Source organism: Streptomyces sp. NPDC085866, assembly GCF_044541035.1.
GTDB lineage: Bacteria > Actinomycetota > Actinomycetes > Streptomycetales > Streptomycetaceae > Streptomyces.
The window spans coordinates 83838-106883 of record NZ_JBITSQ010000024.1 but is presented as its reverse complement, the minus strand read 5'-3'; the positions used below and the strand labels follow the sequence as shown (position 1 = coordinate 106883).

Sequence of the window (23046 nt, the reverse complement as noted above, 5' to 3'; positions counted from 1 at the left end):
GACCTGGGTCAACCGCTCCTGCGCAGTTATCCGGGCGAATGGGCCGGCCAGGCGATCAGCAGAGGACCGAGGAATCGTCGGCGTCGGAGGACGTCGCGGTGAGGTTTGCCTCGATCCGGGTCAGCACCCGCATGGCCTGTTCGTGCTCCTCGGCCGAGAACCCGGCGGCGGTGATCGACTCCAGGTCGCGCCAGGCCTGCAGGACCCGGTCACGCAGCGCCTGGCCGGCGCGGGTGGCGTTCACGACGACGGCCCGGCGGTCGATGGGGGAGGGGCTACGGGTGACGAACCCGGACTGCTCCAGGCGCTGCAGCATCTTGGTGACGGTGGAGGGATCGAGGCCCAGCGTCTTGATCAGATCGGCCTGCCGTTGTTCGCCCTGTTCCCACAGCTGCATCATCAGCAGCTCCTGCCCGGGGTACAGGCCGGTCGCTCGCAGCAGATTGCCCGCCATGATCCGGTGTACCCGGGCGGCGCGGAAGATGGCCTCGCTCATCGGAGCGTCGGCGACGGTCGGTACCGCCTCGTCTTTGCCCTGGACCGATTCGGACGCCGGCGGCATGGTTGCTGTTCCTCCTGCAGGGCAGAGCGAGTTGCTTGCCTGAAATCATCTCACTCATACTAATTGGTCGGCCAATAGAGTGCTGCGTGGCGACAAGCCCTGGCCAGTGGAGTGAACCCATGACCCTGCCTGTGCTCTTTGGTGCGCACGTCGATCCGGTGTGGGGAGAGGGGGATCAGCCCCTGCGGTACACCCTGCAGGCGGACCGCGCCGGCCTCGACCTCGTCACCATTCAGGATCACCCCTATCAGCAGGCGTTCCACGACACGTGGACCTTGATGGCGTTCCTCGCGGCCCGTACCGAACACGGGTGACCTTCGTCCCCACGGTGGCCAACCTGTCGCTGAGGCCGCCGGCGATGCTGGCCGAGGCCGCCGCCGGCGACCTGCTGTCGGGCGGGCGGGCGCCTCCAGTTGTGTCTGGGTGCCGGTGCCTTCTGGGAGCCGATCGCGGCCATGGGCGGTCCCCGCCGGGGCAACCGGCAGGCCGCCGACCGAGCGGGAGTGGCTGAAGGCGATGGTCGCGATCGCGGTCAAGGTCGAAGAGGTCGGACTCGACGTCTTCGCGACCGGCGAGCACCACAACCCGCCGTTCGTCTCCTCCTCGCCGACCACCCTGCTGTCCCGCATAGCCGCGAAGACCAGTCGGATCATCCTGTCCACGTCGACGACGCCGATCACCACCAACGACCCGGTCAAGGTCGCCGAGGACTACGCGGTCCTCCAGCACCTCGCCGACGGCCGCCTCGACCTGATGCTGGGCCGCGGCAACACCGGCCCGGTCTACCCCTGGTTCGGCAAGGACGTCCGCCTCGGCATCCCGCTCGCCATCGAGAACTATGCGCTGCTGCACCAGTTGTGGCGCGAGGAGTACGTCGACTGGAAAGGGGACCTTCCGTACTTTGCTGCAGTCCTTCACCTCGGTCCCCAGGCCGCTGGACGGCATCGCCTATCGGCCCCTCGGTGTCGCTGCCGCCGTCGGGGTCGTGCTCTTCTTCGTCGGAGCGGTCGGCGCGCGTCTGCGCGTCAAGGGCGGGAAGGGGGCCGCGTTCCCGATGATCCCGGTCGCGGTGTCGGCGGTGCCGGTCCTCTTCGGCTTCGCGTCGGTCTGACGGCGCGTCCTCGGGAACCTCGCGTACTGCCGCAGGAGGCGCCTGACCGCGACCGCTCAGGTGTCCTGCGAGGTGGCGCGGGCGAGGCTCTCCTCGATTCGGCCCAGAACTTCGATGGCCTCGGCCTGCTGGGTCGGCGTCATGTCTTCGGCGACGCTGCGTTCGAGGTCCATCCAGACCTGCTCCACCTCGTCGCGTAGGGCGTTGCTGGCCGCAGTGGGCTCGACGATGGTGACCCGCTTGTCGGTGGGGGAGGGCTGACGGCGGACGAAGCCCGCGTTCTCCAGGCGCCGGATGGTGCGCGTCATGGTGGCGGCGTCGGAGCCGAGCAGGCGGACCAGGTCGGTCTGTCGTTGGGGTCCGCGATCCCACAACTGCATCATGACCAGTTCCTGGCTGGGGTGGAGGCCGACCCGGCGAAGTAGCTGGCCGGCGAGCATGCGGTGCAGGCGGGCCACGCGGAGGATGGCGTGATTGATGGCGCCGGCCGCAACGGAGTCCGGCAAGTCCGCCAGCCCCGTGCTGTCGGTTGTCGTCGACCGACGGGCGTCCGTGCTCTCCGGCTGGCTCATGGGTTCCTCGGGTGGCCTGTGCAGTTGCTTGAACAAGTAAAGGGTACAGCGCTGACGGTTATGTAGGATTTGTTGGGTTCACTTGTTCGGACAGTAAATGGCTTGCCTCCGGCCGGCCGCCGGGCCGGAAGCACACACCAGGCGGTCAGGGCATGAAGAGAGGGGCGGCGCCGGCGAAGACCTGTATCTCGACAACGCCGTCGAGTGATCGATCCGCGCGGTGTTCACCAACTCGGGCCAGGCCCCCACGGTGGGCACCGGCAAGGACCAGAAGGCCCGGCGCCCCCGCGAGGAGATCTTCGACCCCTTCGTCGTGGTGATCCGGTTCGTCACCTAGGCCGAGGCGATCGAACTGGCCAACTACACGGCATACGACCTCAACGCGATGCTGTTCACGGAGATCCTGTGCTGCGCACACCGGGACGCGGTGGCGCCGCGGGCGGGGACGGTGTGGGGCAACTGGAGTTGCCCGTGCGGGTGGTGTGCTGCGGTGCAACGCCGCCCTGGCTCGCGGCCCCGCTCGCGACCGGAACCGGGCACGCGGGGTCCGGGATCCGCGGGGCGGGGCTGCGGTCGTTCCCCGGACAGGGAGTCGCGGGGTGGTGAGGCCTATACCCCGGCGGGATCTCGTCGTCCTCGGGGTGTGTCACTCGCTGGGCTTCATTCAGCTCTCTTAACGCCCTTAAGTGACTTACCGGACAATACGTGCGACCGCCCCGTGCTCCGGGTCCCCGTACTTGGAGATCAGCTGCTCGTCGCTCATGCGGTCGACTTCTTCGCTTCGTGCGACGGGAAAGATCACGTGGGTGTCCTTGTCCGTCCAGTACTCGACGACGCGGACTGTCGCGGTGGCTCGGCTCATGCTGTGCTCCCTTGCGGCGCGTGGGACTCAGGGTGCGTCTGTGCATGTCGAGGGTCAAGAGAGAAAGGGTCTTCCGTTTCAGCCATCGGAAGCGTAGGTTCCGTTTACCCCGCGTCGGTGCCCTCCGGGACACCGGCCCGCCGATCCCGGGAAGGCGGGCCCGCGGGGGCCAATCGCCTGGCCCTGGCCGCGTGCTTCAGCCCGTTGAGGGTGGACGCTCCGGCCGCGCACCGGCCGTAACTGAAGAATCGCGGATCCCTGCACATGACAGGGAGCGGCGGTTATGTCGACGCCGGAAGCCGGGGCCTGCTTCGAGCGGGAGGCCTACGGCCGGTTCCTCCCCGCGGTGTATACCCGCCGGAGGCCCTGGGGCGCTGACTCTCAGGTCGGCGTCGAGGCGTTCAGTCGAGGGTCGTGAGGTGGTCGGCGGCGCCGCCGAGCCACTCGATCATGAACAGGGTGGCGTCGTCGCTGGTACGCCCGCTTCGTTCCATTTTCAACGTGTGGGAGAGTCGGCGCAGATCCGCCCGCACTTTCTCCTTCGGTTCCGCCCCCAGACGGTTGACGCAGTCGATGAGGCGTTCCTCGCCGAACGTCTCGCCGTCGGCGACACGCTCCTCGATGATGCCGTCGGTGTAGCACAGCACCCGGTCGCCCCGCTGGAGCGTGTGTTGTCTGATCCGGGGCTCTTCACCGCCGAAGCCGACGGGCAGTGTCGTCGCGCTGTCCAGCTGCTGCTCGACCCGGCCGTTGCGGATCAGCAGCGGCGCGGGGTGGCCCGCGTTGACCAGTTCCATCTCGCCGGTGGCGATGTTCACGTGCATCAGCTGCGCCGTGACGAAGTGGTCGGGGCCGAACTGCCGGGAGATGGCGTCGTCCATGTAGGCGTACTTCTCGGACAGGCTGACCAACACGCGTCGGGCGTGACGGTAGGCGCCGATGGCCACGGTCGCCATCGTGGCGGCGTCCAGACCGTGACCCATGGCGTCGATGACAGCCACGTGCAGGATGTTGTCGTTGAGGGCGTAGTCGAAGCTGTCGCCGGCGACGCGGTAGGCGGGTTCCAGTATGCCCGCCACCTCAACCTGCGGCACGGACATGGCCAGCGGCGGCAGCAGGCTCCACTGGATCTCGGCGGACACGCTCATCGGCTCCCGGCGCCGGGCCTGGAAGAACTGGTCGGTGTAGGCGTTCTTGGTGACCAGCATGTCGGCGACCAGCGCGGCGAGCCGGCGCAGCAGGCGCCGGTCGTCGTTGCTGACAGCGTCCAGGGTCAAGGCCATCACACCCACCTGATCGCTCCCGTCCAGCAGGGGCAGATACATGCGGACGCCCTCGGCCTGTGGCACCTCGACGACGTCCGCCCGCAGGAAGGCCTTGCCCGCCGGGGAGTCGGCCATCGGCTCGGGCTGGCCCACGTGCAGCTTCCCGCCCGGAAGCGGCACCAGCACCTCCTGCGCATAGTCCTGGAGCAGGATGGAGACGTCTCGGCCGCCGATTCTGGCCACCTCCTCCGCGATCAGCGGGGCGATCATCTGCGGCGGCATCAGCCGCGCCTTGTCCAGCAGCAGGCCGAGCAGCCGCTCGCCGAAACCTTCCGCGCGGTCCAGGCTCTCCTCGCCCATGACCCGGTTCGCACCTCCTCGCTGCTACCCACGCCGGTCATCGCCTCCGCACAAAGTGACCTGGGAAGCCACGTGTGCGGCTCATTACGCCATGCGCGGCATGTCGGCCCGAGCGGGCCGCGGCCGTGCGACAGCCCCATCGGTACGGCCGACGTGGGCAGGAGAACCAACGCGGCCGAGGCGCGTCGGAACCCGGCAGCTTCGACCAGCGGGCCCAGGACGGGGACACGCACTCACACCCTGCGGGCCGATCACGGTCCGCTGCACCACCCTGGCGTGTTCGCCATGACGGGCGCTCCCTCACAGGAGGGAAGCCCGCAGCTGATGCCCCTAAGCGTTGAGCACCGGGCAGCCCTGGGCCGAGAGGGGCGGGGAACGAGCAGGGGAGACAACCAGTGCGTGCATTCGGCCGGTACACGCCCGCAGTATCGGATCCACCGAACGGGCCCGTGCCATCGCTGGGCTACGCCTTGTTCGCGACCCGATGGCTTCAGGCCCCCTCGTCCTTCCGCTGCGACTCCTTCGCCGGGAAACAAGGAGCTGTCCCGGAAGGTTTCCGCCGCATTCGTCCCGGGCTCCCTTCCCCACGCGGACGGGGCTGCCCGCACCGGCGGAGATCGTTTCCGTTTGGAGGGGTGTCGGACGGACCATGGAAGGGGCGGACCACGGCCGTCGGGTCGCGTGCCCCGCCCGGTCGGTGGTGAGGGCGATGAGGGGTTCGATCAGGATCGGGAGTGTGTGGGGGGTGGCAGTGCGGGCGCACTGGAGCGTGCCGTTGACCATGCTGCTCTTCGCGTACGGTCTGGCCGACCGGACGCTGCCTGCGTACACCCCTGGTCTGGCGTCGGTCGCGTACGCGACGGCCGGGGTCGTCGGCGCACTTCTGCTGCTCGTGAGCCTGGTGGTGCATGAGGGAGCACACGCCCTGATGGCCCGCCGGGCGGGGGTACCGGTGCGGGACATGACGCTGTGGGCGCTCGGCGGGATGACCCGGATGGATCGGCCGACGACGGCACGGACGGCATTCGCTGTCGCCGTCAGCGGACCGCTCGCCAGCCTGTTGCTCGGCGGGGCCGCCATCGGAGCCGCAGCCGGCGTGCACACGACGCTCGGCTGGCGACTCCCTGTTGCCGTACTGGGCTGGCTCGGCGCCACCAATGTGCTGCTCGGCGTCTTCAATCTGCTGCCCGCCGCACCGCTGGACGGGGGGCGGGTGCTCCAGGCCGCGCTGTGGTGGCGTACCGGCGACCGCGAACGGGCCCAGCGGGCGGCCGGGCGCAGCGGACAGATCATCGGCATCGCCCTGGCCGTGGTGGGGTGGCTGACGCTCGCCAGGGGGGTGACGGGCGGGCTGTGGCTGATGATCGTGGCCCTGTTCGTGGCCACCGCCGCAGCAGCCGAACGGCGGTGGGCCCAGCTGGCGCTGGCTCTGCGCGGGGTACGGGTCGCGGAGGCCATGACCAGCCCGGTGGTCACCGGGCCCGACTGGCTGACCGTGGACCGCTTCCTCTCCGACGTGGCCGCCCGGACACGGCATTCGGTCCTGCCGCTGCTGGACTTCGAAGGCCGCCCCAGCGGTGTTGTGCAGCTGCGCCGGCTGATGGCCGTGCCACCCGGGCAGCAACAGGCGCTGCCTGTACGGCGCCTGGCGACCCCCGTCTCTCGGTGCACACTCGCCGCACCGGACGAATTGCTGACCGCGGTCCTGGAACGCCTCGGCGCCGGCGGCGGGCTGCCCGTCCTGGTCATGGACGGCGCCCACCTCCACGGCATTGTCACCGCGCACGACATCCAACGGTTGTTCCAGCGCCACACGACGTGCAAGAACCATGGGACAGCAGCGAATGGTGGGGGAGCGGGCCGCCAAGGGATCGCTGCATAGCTGCCGGGCCGGCGAGCACACACAGGTGCGGAGGTCAGGACCTCGGGGCCGTCGAGCCGGTCGAACTGATCGTGTCCGGGGCCCTGATACCACTGGCGCAAGGAATGCCGCCGCCTCGCTCCCGCCGCGAACCAGCACCGCCCCACACGTAGTTCGTCCGCCGCGGGTGAGGGGCAGGAGCTGCGGCAGCTGGTGAGTGCCATCGGTGCCGACATGCATGCGAGAGTGGCCGGCGACGTTGAAACGCGTCTGCCATCGCAGACCCGCCACCTGAGATGAGTTCTCAGGTGGCCCGGTGGTGGGTTCGGGGGGTGGGGACGCAGGTCGGTGTGCGGGGCGGGCGCGTGAACCGGACCGGGACTCCAGGGGAGTAGAGCACGCTTGCGGGTGCTCCTACGGGTGCGGGCAAGCCTGCCGTGGTGACGAGGTTTTCGTCGCAGTGGAGGAGTTCGGCGCGGTGGAGCGGCCAGCGAGGGTGAGCGTTGGGCAGGTACAAGGGGCGGCCGAAGAAGGCACTGTGCATGCCCCAGCGGGCGGTGAGGAAGTGTTCGAGTTCGGTCGGTGCCTCGACCCGTTCGCCGACCTGTATCGCGAGGCTGCTGTACACGTTGCGTGGGCCGGGTCGGCGACGGCTGCTGGTGTAGGTGATCGTGGTGCCCTGCTGGTGGATCTTCATCCGCGACCAGACGTAGGGAAGCCGGAAGGCGATTCGTCCGATGGCGACGGGGATCAGGCGAGAAGCGTCGAGCGAGCGGAAGACGACGCCGCGTCGGCCGTGGGCGTCCACGGAGTACAGACGCACATTGGTCTCGGGGAAGGAGCCGAGGTAGGGGATGCCGGGGAGGCGGAACCATCCGACGCGGTGCATCCGGAAGGCGACGAGTCCGATGTAGGTGATGCCGTGGAGCGTGTCCGGTCGGGTGCCGGCCGGCAGGAGCGGCGCGACGTCTGCCGGGTCGGCGGGCCAGTGGAGGAAGGCGAGGTCGAGCCAGGACTGGGTGAGCAGAGGGCGGTCTGCGCAATGAGGCGGGTCGACGGTTATCGGTTCGGGTTCCACGCTGAGCGAGGGCTGTGGCATCGGGCCAGTATCCCGAAGCGCCCTGCACGGCAGCCCACGGCGTCGCCCCGTTCCGGCGTGCCCCTGTCGTTCACCGAGTCGTCAGTGGTGGGTGCTGTGCCGGTCGGCCGTCATCCGAGCTCAGCACAGAGGCGCGCCCCGCCGCCGTACAGCACTTGCCCTTACGCACGCGCCGGGGCTTGCGTGTGCCGGCCGTCCGGGTGTCCGCGAACGGACTCCCAGAAGCAGGGCGGGAGCGAGTTGACCCTCCCCTTACGTCAGGCTCAAGGCTGTGAGCCGACGAAAGGACAGGTGGATGAGCTACTCCGTGGGACAGGTCTCTGTCTTCGCCGGGGTGACGGTGCGTACGCTGCATCACTACGACAAGGCGGGGCTGCTCTCGCCCAGCGGCCGCAGCCGCACCGGCTACCGCCTGTACAGCGACGCGGACCTGGCCCGACTCCAGCAGATCCTCTTCTACCGCGAACTCGGCTTCACACTCGACGAGATCACCGAGATACTGAACGATCCGGATGCGAACGCCCTGGAGTATCTGACGGCCCGGCAGCGGCAGTTGAGTCAGGAGATCGCCAGGCTGCAGCAGTTGTCCGAGGTGGCGGAACGGGCCATCGAGGTCCAGCGGACCGGGGTGTCCCTGACCCCACAGGAACGCTTCGACGTCTTCGGCGAGATCACCTTCGACCTGAGCTACGCCACCGATGCGGAGCTGAAGTGGGCGGACTCGGAGGGACAGCGCGAGTCGATGGCGCGCGCGGCCGCTCACACCAAGGAGGACTGGCGGCAGCTCATGGGCGAGGCCGGCGCTTGGCGCGCGGAGCTGCTCGCGGCCTTCGACGAGGGCGAGCCTGCCGACGGTCAGCGGGCCAGGGACCTCGCCGAGGAACACCGCTTGCACATCTCCCGCTGGTTCACCTCCTGTCCGCCCGACATGCACCGGCGCATCGCGGACGACTTCGTCGCCGATCCGCGCGCCTTCGCGCTGGTCGTACCGCCGTCGCAGCAACGCCCGGGTCTGGCCGCCTACCTGCGCAAGGCGGCGCACGCCAACGCGGCCCGCCACGCAGGCGGCCGTACCGACTCCGAGGAGAAGTGATGAGGATCCTGATCGCCGCGGCCGGATCGCGTGGTGACGTCGCGCCTTACACGGGCCTGGGCGCGGAACTGCGCCGGGCCGGGTATGACGTCGCCCTCGCAACCACGGACGCCTTCGCGCCCCTTGTGCGCGACGCCGGGCTGCAGTTCCGCGCCCTGCCCGCCGACCCGCGGATGCGCGGCGAGGGGACGGGGCGACGCGAACTGATGCGTACGGCGGCCGCGTTCGTCACCGAACTGGGTCAGGGATTCGCTGACGCGGTGTCCGAGGGCACGGACCTGCTCCTGCTGTCGACCACCACGGCCCCGCTCGGCTGGCAACTCGCCGAGGCGACAGGCATACCGAGCCTCGGCGTGTACCTCCAGCCCACCGCACCGACCGGTGACTTCCCGGCCACCGTCATGAGCACCCGCTCCCTGGGCCGCGCCGTCAATCGCGCGACCGGGCGCTTCGCTCTCCGCATGGCCGACCGCGTCTGCGAGCAGGCGGTCGCCGAGCTGCGCCACCGCCTCCAGCTGCCCCCGGCTTCCGCCACCGCGACACGCCGACGTAAGGAACAGGCGAACTGGCCCATCCTGCACGGCTTCAGCACGGCACTGGTGCCACGCCCCGCCGACTGGCGCTCCGGCCTGAAGGTCGTCGGGAACTGGTGGCCCCACCACGACCCGGCCGCACGACTGCCCGGGGACCTGGAGGACTTCCTGCGGGCCGGACCTCGGCCCGTCCTCATCGGCTTCGGGAGCATGGCGGCCGGGGACGGCGAGCGGCTGAGCGAGGTCGCCGTACGAGCCCTGCGCCGCACCGGGCTGCGCGGCATCCTCCAGGCCGGCAGCGCCGGACTCGCGGCCGACGGCGACGACGTCATCACCGTCGGGGACCTGCCGCACACCCTGCTGTTTCCTCGGCTGGCCGCCGTGGTCCACCACGCCGGAGCCGGCACCTCGGCCGCCGCGCTGCGCGCCGGGGTTCCCGCGGTCACGGTACCGGTGACGGCGGACCAACCGTTCTGGGCGGGACGACTCGCCGCGCTCGGCGCCGCCCCCGCCCCGATCCCCTATCGATCCCTCACCGCCGAACGGCTGGCCGACGCGCTCGACCAGGTCGTGAAGCAGCAGACATACGCACGAGCCGCCGCGAAAGCGGCACACCACATGGCGACCGAGGACGGAACAGGCCAGACCCTCAAGGCCATTGAGCAGCTGACCCGCGAATGACACTTCGATCATGTACGACTCCAGCTCGGTGGGCATCTCGATGTCCTCGCCGTCGCCATCGCCATCGCCGTCGCCGATCCGCCTGACCGCCGCGTCCCGTCGTGCCTGCGCGGCCGGGCCGCCCCGAAACGGTACACGCGTACCCCGTACAGTCCTGGCCCCTGCAGCACCAGCCACTGTTCTTCAGGCCCTCCCCGCACCTCCTGGTCCGACAGCGGCCTACGACTTGGGTAGCGGAACGCGCAGACCGGGAACACCAACCGGGGCGTCAGGGCGGACACTCGCCCTGCCCCCCGGCCACCACCCCGTCAGCTCGCGGAGGAGCCATGTCAGCCCCCCGTCCCGTGATCGCCATTGCCGGTCTGGGCGTGGAGTCGTCCACGTTCTCCCCGGCCCGCACCGAGGCGCCCGCCTTCCATCCGCAGCGCGGCGCCGACGTTCTCGGTCGCTATCCGTTCCTGGCGCCCGGACGGCCCCTGCGCGCTGCCGCCGACTGGCGCGGGGTCCTGGTGGGCAAAGCCCTGCCCGGCGGCACGGTGACAGCATCCGCGTACGCCGACCTGTCCGGTGAACTCATTGCGAGGCTTGAGGAGTTAGGGCCGATAGACGGCCTCTGGTACGACATCCACGGTGCCATGGCCGTCGAGGGCATGGAGGACGCGGAGGCGGAGCTGCTGGCCCGTATCCGCGAAACCGTCGGCTCGGAGGTTATCGTCTCGACCTCCATGGACCTGCACGGCAACGTCTCCCGCGCCCTGGTCCACCTGACCGACCTGATCACCTGCTACCGCATGGCCCCGCACGAGGACGCCATGGAGACCAAGGAGCGCGCCGCCCGCAACCTCGTCGGCCAATTGGCGGGCGGCGGACCTCGTCCTGTGAAGGCGTGGATCCCGGTGCCGGTGCTGCTGGCCGGCGAGCAGACCTCGACGCGCATCGAGCCCGCCAAGAGCCTGTATGCGGCCGTCGAAGAGGTAGAGACGGCCGAAGGGGTGACGGACGCGGCGATCTGGGTCGGCTACGCGTGGGCGGACGAGCCGCGCAACCGGGCTGCCGTGGTTGTCACCGGTCCCGACGAGCGTGTCGTCACCGTCGGAGCCGAGCGTCTGGCCCGCGCTTTCTGGGACGCCCGGCACGACTTCGCCTTCGTCGCGCCCACGGGCACCCTCTACGACTGCCTCGACACGGCGCTCGCCTCCACGGCGCGGCCCTACTTCGTCAGCGACACCGGCGACAATCCGACGGCGGGCGGAGCGGGTGACGTGACGTGGAGCCTCCGAAACGTATTGGCCCGCCCGGAGTTCCAGGGGTCGTCCGGCCCCACGGTGCTGTACGCCTCCCTGCCGGGGCCGGCCGCGGTCGACACGGCCGTGCGTGCGGGTGTCGGCGCTACGGTCACTGTCACCGCAGGCGCGGAGGTCGACGACCGGCACGCCGCGCCCCTCATCATCACGGGCGTGGTGCATGCGGTGCGCCACGGCGACCGGGACGCAGGGACGGAGGTTGTACTGCGTGTCGGCAGCGTCTATGTGATCCTGACCCGGCTGCGCAAGCCGTACCACCACGAACACGACTTCACCGACCTTGAGTTGAATCCGCGCACGGCCGACATCGTCATCGTGAAGATCGGCTACCTGGAACCGGAGCTCTTCGCCATGGCCGCGGACTGGAAGATGGCACTCACTCCCGGTGGTGTCGACCAGGACCTGCAGCGACTCGGCCACCACCGTATCCGCCGGCCGATGTTCCCGTTCGACCCGCGGATGGCTGAGCCGGACCTCAGGGCCCGGATCATCGCCCCCTCGAGCCGGCCGCTTGGCGGGTCGGGTGAGTGACATCACGAGGGCCCGGGAGTGCCACCGCCGAGAGGCCGACGCTGCCCCGGTACAGGTAGGAGGCCGTGTTGCACGCGCCGGCCAGACGCGAACGTGATGCCGACCAGGCCTTGCGCGTGCTGTAGTCAGCCGCACCCTGAATCGGGCAAGAAATCCGACAGGTGGTCGAGGGTCGGAGGACCGCCGCTCGAGACCGGCACGGCCCTCTAGGCGCTCGAACCGGCCGACTTGTCGCTGCGCGGTCGACGGCCTGAGCCGCAGGCAGCCGGCATGGGCTCTGCGTGGGCGAAGAGGAGGGCGACGTCGTCATGACCAGAGGGATCTCGGAGCCGTCGCAGGAGGCGTTCGCAGGTCTCCTCCGCGGATTGGTACGGCGGTGCCAGCAGATGCAGGAGGTCTTCCAGTCGTTCGTCGATGGGGTCGTTGCGGGTTTCTACCAGTCCGTCGGTGTACAGGAGGAGTTGATCGCCGGGATTCAGTTCGATGGTGGTGTCCTCAAAGGGGACGCCGCCGACTCCCAGCGGGATGCCGGTGGGCAGATCGAGTAGTTCGGGCGGCTTGCCGGACCGCACCAGGACCGGAGGCAGATGACCGGCGGAGGCCACGCGCAAGCGGCAGTGGTGCGGGTCGTAGATCGCGTACACGCACGTGGCGAAGTAGGGCTCCAGACTGCGGGTGATCTTGTCGAGATGGGTGAGGATGCGGGCTGGACCGAGGCCGAGATCGGCGAGGGTCGAGGTCGCCGTGCGGAGGCGACCCATGGCGGTGGCGGCCGGGATACCGCTGCCCATGACGTCGCCCACGGTGAGGGCGGTCCGGTCGTTGTCGAGTGGGATGACGTCGTACCAGTCGCCGCCGACCTCGCTGAATGTCTGAGCGGGCCGGTACAAGGCGGCGACCTCAAGACCGGGATGGCTGGGCGAGAGCTGCGGAAGCAGGCTGCGCTGAAGTGTCTCGGCGGCGCTGCGGATGTGCTGGTGCAGGACGGCGTTGTCGATGCTCAGCGCGGCGCACGAGGCCAGCTCGCAGGCGAGGGTGAGGTCGTCCTCGTCGAACGGCAGAGGGTTGCGGGCGCGAGCGAGGCCCATGACACCGATGACCTGTTCACGGGCGATGAGCGGGACTGCCATGTCGGTGTGGATTCCGGCCTGGGCGAACAGACGGGCAGCCTCGGAGTCCGCCGCGATCCGGGTGAGGTCACCGCCTTGCAGGTGTGTGATCAGAAGGGGGCGGCGGGTCCGGATGCAATGGGCCGCCGGGTGATCTGCATGGTAGGTCGTGAGACGGCCCGGCATGACGATCCCCTCAGCGGCATCGGTGGGGTAGGCGGTCTTCACCGCCAGCGCGCGGAACAACGCCGGGCCCTCACCGACGTCCGTACGGCCCGTCTGCAGGACGGAGTCCAGGAGGTCCACCGCGACCATGTCGGCCAGGTCGGGCACCACGACGTCAGCCAGTTCCCGTGCGGTCCGCTCCACCTCCAGGGTGGTGCCGATGCGGGCCGAGCCGTTGGCCACCAGGCGCAGGCGCTCCTGGGCCCGGTCGGCCTTGCGGGCTGCCCGGTACCGCTCGGTCACGTCCACCACCACGTTGGCGATGCCCAGAACCTGACCGTGATGGTCCTCCAGCCGGTACAATGACACCGTCCAGGCACGATCGTGGTCCGGGTCGGCCGGAGTACGGCCCACCACCCGCCGCCCCAGTACGGGGACGCCGGTCTCCAGGACCTTCCGCATCGCGAACTCCGCATCCGGAAATGACGGACCGGGCAGGACCTCCCGGAAACTCCGGCCGACGTGGTCGGCCTCGGAGACGCCGTGGATGGACGCCAGGGCCGGGTTGACGACCACGTACCGCAGATCCGTGTCCAGGATGGCCAGCCCGATCGGGGCCTGAGTGATCAATCGGGTGGACAGAGCCACCTGGCGCTCCACCTGCCGCAATGTGGACCGGTCGGTGGCCAGCCCCAGCGCGTAGTGGTCGCCGAGGCTGTCGGTCAGCCGCATGTTGCGGAATTCGACCACCCGCGTGCTGCCGTCCTTGTGCCGGACGGGGAACGCACCCGCCCAGCCCCGGCCGGTCTCCATCAGCTCGGCGAACTGCACGATCGCCGCATCCCGGTGTTCGGGGTGAAGGAGCAGCGGCGCCGCGTACTGCCCGACCGCCTCGCTCCGGGTGTAGCCGAACAGCTCCTCGGCCTGCGGACTCCACATGTCGATCCGGCCGTCCGCCTCCAGCAGCACTGCGGCGACACCCAGCAGATCCATCAAACCGCTCGGGCCCGACGCCCCGTCCTCCGGACGATCCGCCTGCTCAGGACGCTGATTCGCTCGGCTCATTGCCCTCGCTCCACGAGCCTGCCATTGTCGTCGTACTGGAATTCGCTAGGCACTGCGAGGACGGCGGCCGGACAGGCTTTTCGCAGTGACCTCTTTGGCAGGCTGCCTTTTCGCGGCCGCCTTCTTCGTAGGCTTCGGCAGCTCATGCACCTCGGCCGACCCACAGCGGGAGACCTTCGCCTGCTCAGCGCTCGCGTTCAGGGCAGCAGCCATCAGGGCGGGCACCTGTCCCGGCTGCTCCGGCTCCGGCGCCTCCGGCAGCACCGGCACGCCCTCCCGTACCCGCGGCAGACCGGGCCGCTCCCTGCCGGACCAGCTGGTTCGGGGCATGTCAGACCTCCGCAGTAGCCCCGAGCACCACCAGCGTATGAGTGTCACAGGTTGGGCACCAGGCAGGACATGGCCAGTCGGTGTCCAGGGCAGGCGCGCCGCCGGCGCTCAGGACGGCTCGCGTTGCTACGAGCGGGACTGCAGGTGAGCGGGTGTTCGTTGTCGACCTGGTGCCCGAACGGCTGGCCAGGGCCGGCCTCCGCGCGGCGTGCGGACGTACGACCTCAGGGCCTTCGACGACGAGAGGGCGCTTGTCACCGCGAACCGCGACGCGACCGTCGGCCGGGGTCCGGACTCCGTGATCGATGCCGTCGGCACCGAGGCCCACGGCAGCGCCGCCGCCAAACTCACCCAGACGGCCTCAGCGCTCCTGCCCCGCAGGCTCAGCGGGCCGCTCGCGGAACGTTTCGGCATCGACCACCTCGGAGCCCTACCCATGGCCATCGATCACATGGCCGTCGATCTGGTCCGGCGCGGCGGCACGGTCTCGCTCAGCGGCGTGTACGGCGGCACGGCCGACCCGCGATGCCCCTGCCCATCCTCTTCGGCAAGCAGATCCAGCTACGGATGGCGCAGGCGGCAACGCCCCGGCCGTTGACGGTTCGTCAAAAGTCGTCAGTGGGGCAGCATTCGTCAGACCAGAGCTGCCCGCAGGTGCAGAGGCCGGAGCGGGGGACCGGCAGAGCGGACATCCGCAGGTCGTGGTGGGGCAAACTGCTCTCCCGCCCTGCTCCATGACGGCATTACCCGGATGGGTGACTGCGCTTGGTGTGCATGCCGGGCCAAGATCGAATACATGAAATCCTCCTTGATCCGCCGCGTAGGTGCGGCAGCCCTGGTGCTGGCGACGACCATGACCCCCGCGGTGGCTGCCCAGTCGCACGACACCGTCACACGGTCCGGCTTTGGTGTGCGGGTTCGGTTGCTGGGCGAGAAGATCGTTCCGCACAAACTCTCCTTTCAGGACACGACTGTTGGTGGGCTGTCCGGCATCGACCGCAATCCGTGCACCGGCGAATACGTCTTGATCAGCGACGACCGCTCGTACCTGCAGCCCGCCCGCTTCTACACCGCGAGGATCAAGGTGGACGGCGCCGGAGTGCACTCCGTCGACTTCACCGGCACCCACCCGTTCCTGCAGCCGGACGGCTCGGTCTACCCGCCGCCGAGCGCCGGCGACGGCAAGGCTGTGGACCCGGAAGAACTGCGGGTCGACCCGTTGAGCTGCGAGTTCTGGTGGGCGCAAGAGGGTGACCGGCCGGCGTCATCGAGTGGCCCGGTGATCCAGCCGTCGATCCAGTTCGCCGCCCGTTCCGGCGCCTACCGTGGCCAGCTGCCGCTGCCGCCCAACTACGAGGTCACCCTGGGCGATCGGGGCCCGCGGCGGAACAAGGCTGTGGAAGCGATCACCTTCGGAGCCAGGAGCAGGGTGCTCACCAGTGCTGTCGAGGGTCCGCTGCTCCAGGACGGCCCGGAGCCCGACCTGGAGCACGGCGCGCTGATTCGCGTCACCCAGCAGAGCCGGAAGGGCGACGTGCTCTCGCAGTTCGCCTACCCCCTCGAGAAGATCTTCACCGAGCCCGACCCGTCCAGCCCGTGGCCCCCCGACACCGGCGTGCCCTCGATCCTCGCCTTCCCCGACGACTCCAGCCGCTACCTCGTACTCGAACGTACCTGGGTGGCAGGGGCGGGCTACAAGATCCGCATCTACGACGCCACCACCCGAGGCGCGACCGAGGTGCACAACATGGACTCCCTGGCCGGACAGAAGATCGTACCGATGCGCAAGAAGCTGGTCGCGGACTTCCACGACCTGGGCTTGTCCACGGTCGACAACACAGAAGGCATGACCTGGGGTCCGACCCTGCCGGGCGGCGAACGAACACTGCTGCTGGTCAGTGATGACAACTTCGCCCAGGACGAGGTCACCCAGATCGTCGCACTCGGCATCCGCTGAGAGGCCGGTCACGGCAACCCGCAACGGCAACTGCCCCGAACGGGCTGAGGTTTGGCTCCACAGCCCGTTCGGCCCATGCGCCGCAGCAAGCTCCGCGCACTCGGGCACACCCGCTGACCGGCGAATGGGCGCAAGCGGGTGCCCGTCTTCGGCGGTGTCCGGGCAGAACGTCGGAACGCGCTGTACGAGGTTGTTGGCGAAGCCGACTTGACTCCAGGACGGTGTCAGTGGCTGGGTGTTCTCCGCCTCGTCCGTGGCGCGGACGCTCACGACGTGGTTGCCGGGGACGGCGGACCACATGAGGGAACACCGGACCACACGGGATTGCGCACGGCTGTGGCACGCAGCGTTCCGTCGTGGAACAGCGGTGCCGCGCGACGCATCGTGGTGCACTCCGAGACGCCCGGGACGCGGCCGACCGTGCGCCGCTAGGAGCGCGACGAGACGCGCGGGGAGGCCGGCATCGCGGCGGCGATTCGGCGGCCTTCTTCATTCAGAGAATGGCTCAATTTCTCCATATTCCTAGATTGCATGTCCTCTATTCATGCCTCAAGGTATTCCTTCTGGCTCAGATAGATGCTCCCGGGACGCAGAGCAGCCGAGACGAGAGAGGCGAATACGGCCGCGTCGCCGGTCGATGAGCTGCGTTTCGCGCCGCCACAGCCGTACCCGCGATGTACCGGCGTGAGGGAGGCGGTGCAGGCCGGACCGGCTGTCCCGCAGGCGGCATCCCGGCTGGAACAGGTGATGGGGACCCGCGTGCCGGACTGGTACGACGGGGGCAAGCTGGCCGCACTGGGCGACATCGTGGTGGTGACCGCCAACTACCGGGTGGGCCCGCTCGGTTACCTGTACCTGCCGGAGATCGGCGCCGCCAACCTCGGCCCCCAGGACCAGGCCGCCGTGCTGCGCTGGGTGCGGGACAACGTCGCCTCGTTCGGCGGTGATCCGCGCAATGTGACGGTCGGCGGGCAGTCGGCCGGAGCATACTCGGCCCTGTCACTGGCGCTCGATCCGCAGACGACGGGCCTCGTCACCCGGGTGCTGCTGCAGAGCGGCCGCTTTGGCCTGCCGCCTCAGGACCCGCAGAACGCGGCCGAGAACGCCGAGGCATACCTGCGGCTGCTCGATGTACCGGCCGGAGCGGACACCGCAAAGGCACTGCGCGCACTGCCCGTTGAACAGCTGCTGTCCGCCTACGGCCGGCTCGCGGGGCTCCTCGCGCGTCCGGGCAACGCTGCCCCGCCGATGTATCCGGTGCTCGGCGGCCCCGGTCTCCCATGCGCCTGGCAGCGGGCGCTCGCGGACGGCGCCCTGGAGGACAAGGCGCTGCTGATCGGTACCACCCGGGACGAGGCGACGGCCTTCTTCGCCTTCGGCCCGCGCATCCAGCACCTCACCTCCGTCGGCGCGCTGGACATCCTGACCGGCCAGATGGGCGAACAGGCCCACGAGGTCTACCAGCGGCATGCCGCCCGGCTTCCACAGGCCACTCCGGCGCAGATCTTCACCGCGGTGCAGACCGGTGAACTGTTCCGCAACGGCTCACTGCAGATCGCCGACCACCATGCGGTCGGCGGCAACGCGACGTACCTCTACCAGTTCGGCTACCAGCCGGCCGAGGACGAACACGCCCTGGGCGCAACCCACTGCGTCGAACTGCCCTTCCTCTTCAACACCTTCGACGCCTACCCCCACAGCCGATGCTGGGCACGCCCACAGACGTCGAGCGGGCCCTGGGACGCACTTTCGCCACCGCGGTCGCCGAATTCGTCACGACCGGCTCGGTGTACGGCTGGCCGCCCTACGCGCCCACAACGACTACCCGCATCCGGTACGTCGGCTGAGGGAGGAGACAAGCGCGAAACGCATGTTCCGCCGTGCGGCGCGACGCGCACCCGGGGGACGGCGCTGTGCCCCACAGCGAAGGACCGTGGGACGGGCCTGACCGTACGCCGGTCAGGTCAGCCCGGCAAGCGGGTCGGTGGGCTTCCAGACAGCCGGGAGCACTACATCGACACCGTCCCGGCGGGCCAAAGGCAACAGTTGGTCCATGGCCGTGTCGAACCGGTCGGCGAAGTAGCGCATCGGCCGCAGCGGTCGGTCCAGACTGGTGAAGAAATCGTCCCAGTGCACCAGGACGACCCGGCGTGCTCCGGTCGCGCCCACGACCTCGTCCCAGTATGTGCGCACGAACTCGGGCGATTGTCTACCGAGAATCCCTACGCCGAGGTAGACGACGTCAGCCTGGTGGTCGGCGAGCATTCCGGGCCGGTGATTCGCGCTGGCGTGCAGCAGCACGTTGCCCCGCGGGTGGGAGACGTGCACGGAGAAAGCCGTGCCGGTCTTCCAGGTACGCGCCCGGGCGGGCGGCACCAGTGGTTGGTCGACCGTGCCCGGGTAGTGGTCGCCGGGGCTGTGCACTGAGTCCAGGAAGGTCAACTCGAAGTGGCCGTAGGTGAGCACGTCGCCGCCCCGGACCACCTTCAGCGATGATTCGGGCACGCCCACACCGCGTCCGACGTTGGCCGTCGACTCCGAACCGACGAGATCAGCACCCGTCTCCAGACACCACACCGGAGCGTCGAGAGCGTGGTCGTAGTGAGTGTGCGCGCAGAACACCGCCGCGAGTGAGTGGGCGTCCGACCGCTCGATCGCGTCCCTGACCAGCGCCCGATCAGGTGTGATCCGGCTCAGCAGGACGCGCAACAACCCGGGCCTGGTGACGAATCCGTCACAGAGCAGTGTGGTGTCCCCATCGGAGAGCAACAGCGAACTGGTTCCCAGGAAGCGCGCGGTCAGACCATCAGGAGTGAGCACCGAACGCTGCATGTACTTCTGGTAGGGGCGCAGGCTCGGACGCCCGATAGGCAGTCTCATGGCGCTGTCACCACCACCCACACGGCTGGACCGAGACGAGCTGCGGCCCTTCGAGGCGGACGTGGCTGGTGCGCGGCCGCACGTCGGGCCACGGCTCCGGGCGCACCGGTAGTGGCTGCGAGCACCACAACCCCAGTGGGCCGGCGCTGTCCGTCATCGTTGTCTCCGCAAGGTTCGGTGTGAGGCTGGAGACGATATCGGCCCAGGGCGCGGTTCGATCAACCATGGCTGACACTGCCGCAGTGTGTCGATGGGCGATGAGGCGGCGCAGGCGAGAGCTGCGGTCCGCCGTTCATGGGCCCCCAAACGGGGCACGTGGCAGTTGGCGTCCTCCCGCTCGAGGCCCCCGTCGAGGTCGAAATCCACTGCGACCTCGCTGATTCAGTCGACTTCGGTGGCCCGGGGGATGTCCGGCTGCCGCGTCTGGTGCACCGGCTCGTCCCGATCGGCGGCACTGTCACTCCGAGCCGTAGTACAGCCGGAGGAACTCCTCCATCGCCGCGTCGACGCCGGCGCGGTCCCCGGTGGCGAGCAGGTCGAGCAACAGACCGCGGACGGTGGCAAGTCCCAGCCTGGCGCGGTTGTGGGCCGTGCCAGGATCCGCCCCTGTGGCCATCTCGGCGGCCGCCAGCGGCTCGAGCCAGTCCGTCACGAGCCCTTCGAGGACCGGGACGGCCTCGGGGCGGCCCCGTAGTGCCTGGCCGCAGATCTCGAAGAAGAGCCGCTCCTGACCGGCCAGTCCAGGGTCTGTGAGTTGCTGCCACAGCCGCCGCGCGGCATCGGCGGGTGAGAGACCGGGTTCCAGCTGGAGCCGGGACAACAGATCGCGCTGGCGTCGCTCCGAAGTCCTGACGATCTCGACGAGCAGCTGTTCCTTTGAACCGAAGTAATGGATCAGCATGCGGTGACTGACGCCGATCGCGGCGCCCAGGCGGCGCAGGCTCAGGTCCGCGATGCCGTGTGCTGAGACGTGATCGACGGCCGCGTCCACCAACTGTGCGCGCCGGTCCCCGACCGTGCCATGCGCGGCCTCGCCCTCTGGGCGCGAGTCATCCGTATTCACCACGTCGCGAGTGTACCAATCGGTACATGGGGCATGTACCTTGTGGTACATGCAGTCTGTCACCGTGTCCGTCGACGTACCGCAGACGCCCGAGCAGGTCTACGACTTCCTCGATGTCATGGCTCACCACGAGCGATTCACCAGCCACTACCTGACCCACTGGCGCTACAGCGGCCCCAGCCGCGGCGTCGGATCGGGTGCCACGGTCACCGCCGCGTTGGCCGGCACGAAGACCGACGTCATCATCGAGGTCGTCGAAGCCGACGCGCCGCTGCGCATCGTCGAACGCAACGTCAGCGCGGCCGGTCGGCGCCTGGCACACGGCACCTACACGATCGAACCGCTGCGAACCGGTGGGAGCCGCGTCTCGTTCACATACGCCTGGGTGCGCGCCCCTCTCGCCGACCGTCTGCTGGCACCTGTCGTCCGGGCCACGATGCGGCGCGCCAACCGCACGGTCATGCAACGGCTGGCCACCGAGTTGGCCCGCCACGTCTCCAGCGTCGGCTCCTGACAACGGTGCAGCCCGACATTTCCGCCCGACCAAGCATCCGAGCCCCGCTGCGGAGCAGCCCGGGCAGCCCGATGTGAACCGGCTGACTGTCAGTCAGGATCCAGGAGTCGTTGACCAGCACGTAGTGGACCACTTGAGATGAACGGCGGTCTCGTGGAACCCCAGACCGCGATAGAAGTCGGCCGCCCTGCGGGTCGGCACGGTCACCTCGACGTCCTCTGCCTCCCGGGCCCTTGCCTGTGCGGCCCGGATCAGCGCGGAACCCGTACCGCGCCCACGCGCGGGCGCATCCACGGTGAGCTCCAGCAGTTCGAGGATCGTTCCGCCGGCGAAAAGGGTGGGCATGCGCAGCCCGAGCAGGTACCCGACCACGCTCGAGTCCTGCTCGGCGACGAGGAACTCGGCTCTGCCGTCGGCGGCGGCCACGATGATCCGGGGGAACGTGACGTCGTCGAAGACCGCTCGGTCGGGCGCGTAGCTCGTCACGAAGCCGCTGAGCAGACGGTAGATGTCATCGGAGTCCGAGGGTGTGGCGTCGCGGATGGTCATGTCACGCCGGTTCGTCCGCCGGGAGGTCGGCGATCGATGCCGTCATGGCTGCCGGAACGGCGGCCATGAGCTTCGCCGCTTCGATCTCGATACTGCTGTCGGGCCGGCCGCTGCCGCAGTGCACACGTCCCAGGCTGCCGACGGACTCGTCGAACACCACCACCGCAGCCCGGTCCGCGGACACCGGGCACACCCCGCCCGGCTGCATCCCTGCCCGCGCCAGCCGCCCGGCGTCGGCGGGGGACAGGTCGCCCCGGCGGATCCCGGCCGCTCGGGCGAGGGCGCTGTACCGCAGCCGTGCATGTCCGGGCAGCGCAGCCAGCAGCAGGCGGTCCTCGGAGGTGACGAACGCCAACGTCTTGACGGTCCGCTCCAGCGGAACGCCCAACGCAGTGCACACCTCCACGGGGCTGACCACGTCAGGGTGTTCCCGCAGTCGGAAGGGCACGCCGAGCGCTGCGAGGACCTCCGGCGGACCAATGGGGGTGGGAGCGTTCACCGTGTCGAGACTACCGTGCAAGGAGGAGAGTTGATCCCCTTGCGTGGAGCAGAAGCCGGCACCATGTGTGCTGCGCTCGTCACCGAGCAGATCGCCTTCGAGGGTATCCCGGCCGCTTTCAAGAACAGGCTCGAAGGCAAGGGCAGACGTCTACCGCGAGAAGATCCGCGTCCGCGGCACCGTCGCGGCCATCGACCGCCGTGACACCCCGGATTCAAGTGACATCTTCGAACTTCCCTGGACGGAAGGCGACTTCGCATACTGATCGACATGGCCATCTATGACTCGATCGGTGCAACGTATCCCCGGACACGACAGCCTGATCCGCGGATAGCCGCGCAGGTCCACGCCGCACTCGGGAACGTCACCGACGTGATCAACGTCGGGGCCGGCACCGGCTCCTACGAACCACCGCAGACGGCCCTCGCGGTCGAACCCAGCCAGGTCATGATCGCCCAGCGCCCTTCGGGTTCCGCGCCTGCGCTGCGGGCGGTCGCAGAACACCTCCCACTGCGTGACAACGCCGCCGACGCCGTGATGGCCCTGCTGACCGTCCACCACTGGTCCGACCTCGCAGCCGGAATCGGCGAACTGCGCAGGGTCGCCCGCCGCCGCATCGTCATCCTGACATGGGACCAGCAGATCTTCCGTGAACGCTTCTGGCTCGTCCGGGACTATCTCCCGGAGGCAGCCGCGTTCGACGACACCCGCGCCACCCCGACCGACCAGCTGGTTGACCTGCTCGGCGGGGTGCGCCAAGAGCCGGTCTGGATCCCTCATGACTGCACGGACGGATTCGGCGCCGCCTATTGGCGCCGTCCCCGGGCCTACCTCGACCCGCAGGTGCGCGCGGGTATCTCCATGCTCGCCCAGACCGGCGAAGACGCCCTCGAGCCCGGCCTGACCCGCCTCGCCGAGGACCTGGTGACCGGCCGTTGGCACACACAGCAGGCTGAGCTGCTCGCGCTCGACACCATCGACGTCGGGTACCGGCTGCTCGTGGCCGACCACTGACCCACGTACGTGGCCCCAGGAACGACTGCCGAAGAAGCCTCAATCTGTCAGCGGCGGCAAGTGCGTT

Annotated in this window: 19 protein-coding genes and 2 pseudogenes; 11 read left to right on the top strand and 10 right to left on the bottom strand. The window is 69.3% G+C overall.

Annotated elements, in window-relative coordinates:
• Nucleotides 1-55: 55 nt before the first annotated feature.
• Complete coding sequence (locus ACIF83_RS41590) at nucleotides 56-562, bottom strand: MarR family winged helix-turn-helix transcriptional regulator (protein WP_393484875.1); 507 nt, start codon at nucleotides 560-562, stop codon at nucleotides 56-58.
• Between the two features lie 119 nt (nucleotides 563-681).
• Between ACIF83_RS41590 and ACIF83_RS41585 the strand changes: the two genes are divergently transcribed.
• A complete protein-coding gene (locus ACIF83_RS41585) occupies nucleotides 682-876 on the top strand; it encodes a hypothetical protein (RefSeq protein ID WP_399735314.1) in 195 nt (64 codons plus the stop codon).
• Between the two features lie 115 nt (nucleotides 877-991).
• A pseudogene (locus ACIF83_RS41580) lies at nucleotides 992-1508 on the top strand (LLM class flavin-dependent oxidoreductase); the annotation flags it as partial.
• A 221-nt stretch (nucleotides 1509-1729) separates the two neighbouring features.
• Here ACIF83_RS41580 and ACIF83_RS41575 read toward each other — a convergent pair.
• The 3 genes from ACIF83_RS41575 to ACIF83_RS41565 form a co-directional block, all read right to left on the bottom strand.
• Nucleotides 1730-2245: a MarR family winged helix-turn-helix transcriptional regulator gene (locus tag ACIF83_RS41575; protein ID WP_399735311.1), complete on the bottom strand. Its 516-nt coding sequence runs from the start codon at nucleotides 2243-2245 to the stop codon at nucleotides 1730-1732.
• Nucleotides 2246-2936: 691 nt separating this feature from the next.
• A complete protein-coding gene (locus tag ACIF83_RS41570) occupies nucleotides 2937-3107 on the bottom strand; it encodes a hypothetical protein (protein ID WP_393484872.1) in 171 nt (56 codons plus the stop codon).
• Between the two features lie 401 nt (nucleotides 3108-3508).
• Nucleotides 3509-4732: a PP2C family protein-serine/threonine phosphatase gene (locus tag ACIF83_RS41565; protein WP_399735308.1), complete on the bottom strand. Its 1224-nt coding sequence runs from the start codon at nucleotides 4730-4732 to the stop codon at nucleotides 3509-3511.
• Between the two features lie 709 nt (nucleotides 4733-5441).
• Between ACIF83_RS41565 and ACIF83_RS41560 the strand changes: the two genes are divergently transcribed.
• On the top strand, nucleotides 5442-6614 hold the full coding sequence (locus tag ACIF83_RS41560; protein ID WP_399735305.1) for a site-2 protease family protein: 1173 nt from the start codon (nucleotides 5442-5444) through the stop codon (nucleotides 6612-6614).
• 283 nt (nucleotides 6615-6897) lie between these two features.
• Here the strand turns inward: ACIF83_RS41560 and ACIF83_RS41555 are convergent, their stop codons facing one another.
• On the bottom strand, nucleotides 6898-7692 hold the full coding sequence (locus ACIF83_RS41555) for a YqjF family protein (protein ID WP_399735302.1): 795 nt from the start codon (nucleotides 7690-7692) through the stop codon (nucleotides 6898-6900).
• A gap of 295 nt (nucleotides 7693-7987) precedes the next feature.
• On the opposite strand from ACIF83_RS41555, the gene ACIF83_RS41550 reads away from it, so the two are divergent.
• The 3 genes from ACIF83_RS41550 to ACIF83_RS41540 all read left to right on the top strand — a co-directional run bounded on the left by ACIF83_RS41550 (nucleotide 7988) and on the right by ACIF83_RS41540 (nucleotide 11834).
• Nucleotides 7988-8785 (top strand): MerR family transcriptional regulator, encoded by a 798-nt coding sequence (locus tag ACIF83_RS41550; protein ID WP_399735299.1) that lies wholly within the window; start codon nucleotides 7988-7990, stop codon nucleotides 8783-8785.
• Nucleotides 8785-9999, top strand: coding sequence for a glycosyltransferase (locus tag ACIF83_RS41545; RefSeq protein WP_399735296.1), 1215 nt, complete (start codon nucleotides 8785-8787; stop codon nucleotides 9997-9999). Before ACIF83_RS41550 ends, ACIF83_RS41545 begins: the two co-directional genes overlap by 1 nt.
• Before the next feature lie 326 nt (nucleotides 10000-10325).
• The gene (locus ACIF83_RS41540) at nucleotides 10326-11834 is read left to right on the top strand and encodes a M81 family metallopeptidase (protein ID WP_399735294.1); all 1509 of its coding nucleotides are present in this window, start codon (nucleotides 10326-10328) and stop codon (nucleotides 11832-11834) included.
• Nucleotides 11835-12040: 206 nt separating this feature from the next.
• Here ACIF83_RS41540 and ACIF83_RS41535 read toward each other — a convergent pair whose 3' ends face one another.
• Nucleotides 12041-14173 (bottom strand): SpoIIE family protein phosphatase, encoded by a 2133-nt coding sequence (locus ACIF83_RS41535; RefSeq protein WP_399735291.1) that lies wholly within the window; start codon nucleotides 14171-14173, stop codon nucleotides 12041-12043.
• 45 nt (nucleotides 14174-14218) lie between these two features.
• Nucleotides 14219-14503, bottom strand: a complete 285-nt coding sequence (locus ACIF83_RS41530; RefSeq protein ID WP_399735288.1) for a hypothetical protein — start codon at nucleotides 14501-14503, stop codon at nucleotides 14219-14221.
• Between the two features lie 71 nt (nucleotides 14504-14574).
• Between ACIF83_RS41530 and ACIF83_RS41525 the strand changes: the two are divergent.
• The 3 genes and pseudogenes from ACIF83_RS41525 to ACIF83_RS41515 form a co-directional block, all read left to right on the top strand.
• Nucleotides 14575-15094: pseudogene (locus tag ACIF83_RS41525) on the top strand (glutathione-dependent formaldehyde dehydrogenase); the annotation flags it as partial.
• A 205-nt stretch (nucleotides 15095-15299) separates the two neighbouring features.
• Nucleotides 15300-16460, top strand: a complete 1161-nt coding sequence (locus tag ACIF83_RS41520) for an esterase-like activity of phytase family protein (RefSeq protein WP_399735285.1) — start codon at nucleotides 15300-15302, stop codon at nucleotides 16458-16460.
• Nucleotides 16461-17144: 684 nt separating this feature from the next.
• Nucleotides 17145-18887: a carboxylesterase family protein gene (locus tag ACIF83_RS41515; protein WP_399735282.1), complete on the top strand. Its 1743-nt coding sequence runs from the start codon at nucleotides 17145-17147 to the stop codon at nucleotides 18885-18887.
• 910 nt (nucleotides 18888-19797) lie between these two features.
• On the opposite strand, the gene ACIF83_RS41510 is transcribed toward ACIF83_RS41515, so the two are convergent.
• Complete coding sequence (locus ACIF83_RS41510; protein ID WP_393484860.1) at nucleotides 19798-20406, bottom strand: TetR/AcrR family transcriptional regulator; 609 nt, start codon at nucleotides 20404-20406, stop codon at nucleotides 19798-19800.
• Nucleotides 20407-20452: 46 nt separating this feature from the next.
• Between ACIF83_RS41510 and ACIF83_RS41505 the strand changes: the two genes are divergently transcribed.
• The gene (locus tag ACIF83_RS41505) at nucleotides 20453-20917 is read left to right on the top strand and encodes an SRPBCC family protein (protein WP_399735279.1); all 465 of its coding nucleotides are present in this window, start codon (nucleotides 20453-20455) and stop codon (nucleotides 20915-20917) included.
• A gap of 93 nt (nucleotides 20918-21010) precedes the next feature.
• Here ACIF83_RS41505 and ACIF83_RS41500 read toward each other — a convergent pair whose 3' ends face one another.
• Together ACIF83_RS41500 and ACIF83_RS41495 are read right to left on the bottom strand one after the other, a co-directional pair.
• A complete protein-coding gene (locus tag ACIF83_RS41500) occupies nucleotides 21011-21466 on the bottom strand; it encodes a GNAT family N-acetyltransferase (protein ID WP_399735276.1) in 456 nt (151 codons plus the stop codon).
• A 1-nt stretch (nucleotide 21467) separates the two neighbouring features.
• Nucleotides 21468-21965 carry an aminoacyl-tRNA deacylase gene (locus ACIF83_RS41495; RefSeq protein ID WP_393484857.1) on the bottom strand — a complete coding sequence of 166 codons (498 nt, stop codon included), beginning with the start codon at nucleotides 21963-21965 and terminating at the stop codon, nucleotides 21468-21470.
• A gap of 270 nt (nucleotides 21966-22235) precedes the next feature.
• Between ACIF83_RS41495 and ACIF83_RS41490 the strand changes: the two genes are divergently transcribed.
• The gene (locus ACIF83_RS41490; protein ID WP_399735273.1) at nucleotides 22236-22979 is read left to right on the top strand and encodes a class I SAM-dependent methyltransferase; all 744 of its coding nucleotides are present in this window, start codon (nucleotides 22236-22238) and stop codon (nucleotides 22977-22979) included.
• Nucleotides 22980-23046: the final 67 nt, after the last annotated feature.